This is a genomic window from bacterium (assembly GCA_040757115.1).
GTDB lineage: Bacteria > UBA9089 > CG2-30-40-21 > CG2-30-40-21 > SBAY01 > JBFLXS01.
This window is the reverse complement of record JBFLYA010000454.1, coordinates 1-1,060: the sequence shown is the minus strand read 5'-3', so window position 1 is coordinate 1,060 and position 1,060 is coordinate 1. Positions and strand designations below refer to the sequence as shown.

Here is a 1,060-nt window from a genome sequence, read left to right as displayed (position 1 = left end):
CCTTGACCAAAATATAAAATTATGTTATTATTTCCTTTGAAAGTTGTAGAATGTTTTAAGGAGGTGATTTTTATGATACCATTTGGAGAAGAATATGCTAATCTCTACGATGCCCTGTATCAGGATAAAAATTACGAGAAAGAGTGTGATTTTATAGAGGCAATTTTTAAAAAACATAATTACCAGCCAAAAACAATTCTTGAATTAGGTTGTGGCACTGGTGGACATGCCCTTATCCTCGCAAAAAGGGGATATAATCTCACCGCCATAGATAAATCTCAACCAATGCTTGAGGTTGCGGCAAATAAAGCTAAAAAGGCAAAACTTGATATTGAGTTTATAAAAGGTGATATAACAAATATCTCCTTGAATAAAAAATTTGATGCGGTAATCTCAATGTTTGCGGTGATGAGTTATCAAATAACCAATAAGGCAATTGCTGATGTTTGCAAATTGGCAAGAGAAAGCCTCATCTCTAACGGATTATTCTTGTTTGACTGCTGGCACGGTCCGGCAGTTCTCATTGATAAGCCTAAACCAGTAACAAAAGAAGTAAAGTTAAACAAAAATGAAACGATTCTCAGATTTTCGCAACCCGAAGTTGATATTATCAACCATATTGTTAAAGTCAATTTCAGGGTATGGCACTTGAAGGAGCATAAACTAAATATGCTAAAGGAAATATTAGAAACACATCCAATGAGATTCATATTTCCACAGGAGATAAAATATTTCCTTGAAGTTGCAGGGTTTAAGAAAGTTGAATTTTATCCATTTCTTGAGATTAAAAAAGAATTGACAGAAAAGGATTGGAATATGATGGTGGTAGGAAGAGAAATTAATAGAGAAAGTTGTAACCGTTCAGGGATATAGCCACAGAGTCACAGAGAACACAGAGGGAATATATAACCACGAATGAACACGAATAATAAAAAGCAGGAAAGCGAACCTAATTGCTTTTTCATAAATAGGTTCCTCTTTTGGGGAGAGCGATAGCAAGAAGAACTTTAATGTAAATATCAAAATGCAAATATCAAAATTACAATGCAAAATGCAAAAA

The 1,060-nt window shown here is 33.8% G+C and carries 1 protein-coding gene; it reads left to right on the top strand.

Annotation, left to right across the window (positions count from 1 at the left end; genetic code table 11):
* Nucleotides 1-72 precede the first annotated feature (72 nt).
* On the top strand, nucleotides 73-873 hold the full coding sequence (locus AB1422_19610; protein MEW6621509.1) for a class I SAM-dependent methyltransferase: 801 nt from the start codon (nucleotides 73-75) through the stop codon (nucleotides 871-873).
* The last annotated feature ends 187 nt before the right edge of the window (nucleotides 874-1,060 follow it).

Excerpts from the sequence above, each read along its gene's own strand:
- AB1422_19610 (MEW6621509.1), top strand. The coding sequence starts at position 73 with ATGATACCATTTGGAGAAGAATATGCTAATCTCTACGATGCCCTGTAT.